Genomic DNA, 1,583 nt, shown 5'->3' with positions numbered 1-1,583 from the left:
ATGTAGATTTGCAGCGGGCCAAAGTCAGACAGGCCGATGCGGATGTTGAACCCGGCCATTCCAGCGAATTCGAAGCCGGCCTGAATGCCTGCATAGAACACATTGGTGATGGCACCCGTCGCCTTGACCGATGTGCCGGTGTAGTTGCCGAGTCCGTCCACCATGCGGCCGGTCGGATCAAAGCGGATGACTCCGGCCGTGAGCGTGCCGCTGATCGATCCGCCAAAGAGATTGCCCGAGGCACCGATGGCGAGACCATCGATGGAGATGATCGGGAACTTGCCTTCAAAGAGCAGCTGAGGATCGATCACCGCATTGGTCACGGAGCCACTGATCGCAATCACGCCGATCGTGGTGTCCACTTCGGCGCTGAGCTGAATCAAGAAGTCGGCCGGATCGACATTGAAGTCTCTCCAGACTAGCGAGACTGAGGCGCTCTTCAAAGGCATCCAGGCAGGCCACTGGAGCGAAGTTGCATCGGCGTTGCCATTCTTGCCGAGCTCGATGGTGATGCCAAAGTTGGTCTTCGCGAGGAATGAGCCATCTCCCAAGATCGCAAAGTTGCTGGCTGAGCCGGAGAGAGCAATGGCATTGATGTTCAGCGTCGCGGTGATGGAACCGAAGCTGGCCAGTTCTTCATTCGCGCTGGCATTCGGCCTGATGGTGACGTTCGTGGCGGACAAGGTCACATAAGAACCCAGGGTGACGGAAAGACTCGTCGCTTTGATGTTGAGGAACTCCACGGAACCGCCCGTCGGGCCTGCCGTGAGATTGCTGAGATCAAACTTCAGGCCGACTTCAAAGGTGCCGGAGATGTTGTTGAACGAGGCTGAGACCGGCCCGACACCGATCGTTGCCGAGACGGCACCGATGGTGATCTGCGCTGAGACATTGCCACTGAAGTCAAAGTTGAAGTGGTGGAACTTGATGAAGGGACTGACCAGTGTGAGCGGGCCGAGTTTGCGGGGCACCCCGTAGTTGGCCACGGTGCCGGTTGGATTTGCGGCGGTCACCGCCGCAGGAGAAGTCGTGGTGGAGACTGGCAGTTCCGCCGTCTGTCCCATGAACCCGACGCCTGGGTTGGCGAAGGAGATCAGCTTGAAGCCATTGTTCGCGGCCACCGGAGAGCCAGTGACATGACGGAACTGGGCATCGCCGGTGAGGCTGGCCATCGGAACGCCGTCATCCAGGAAGGACACCGTGGCACCTTTGAGGTTGAAATTGTTCACCACCACGGTGCCGTTCGCATAGTGGTGGATTTCGATCTTGTCGGCGCTGAAGCTCACATACGTGCCAATGGTGAAGGACACGTTTTCCAGCACGAGCAGCTTGTCCCCGGCGAGCCATGAGCCGAGATCGTCACGCACGCTCAGTCCGCCTGCGGTGGACTGAGTCGATGTTACGGTGCTGCTGAAGGTGGTGTAAACTGCCGAACCGGCGCTGATGGTGAAGAGCACCGTCGGCGTAGGCATGGAAGGATCCTGCAAGGTCAGCGTGACGCCGGTGAGAGCTGTGCTGGAGGCGCCGGTGGCGGGAGTGCTGGTGTCACCGGTCGCTGCGGTTATAAGAATGGTATCGTCAAT

At 59.0% G+C, this 1,583-nt stretch carries 1 protein-coding gene; it reads right to left on the bottom strand.

All coding sequences use genetic code 11. The features are described from left to right. The coding region (locus PSV43_RS16165) for a hypothetical protein (protein WP_300199517.1) at positions 1–1,583 on the bottom strand (1,583 nt) is incomplete at both ends.

The organism is Prosthecobacter sp. (assembly GCF_029946185.1).
Taxonomy (GTDB): domain Bacteria; phylum Verrucomicrobiota; class Verrucomicrobiia; order Verrucomicrobiales; family Verrucomicrobiaceae; genus Prosthecobacter.
Note: the sequence above shows the minus strand (reverse complement) of the source record. Positions and strands in the feature narration are given on the sequence as shown.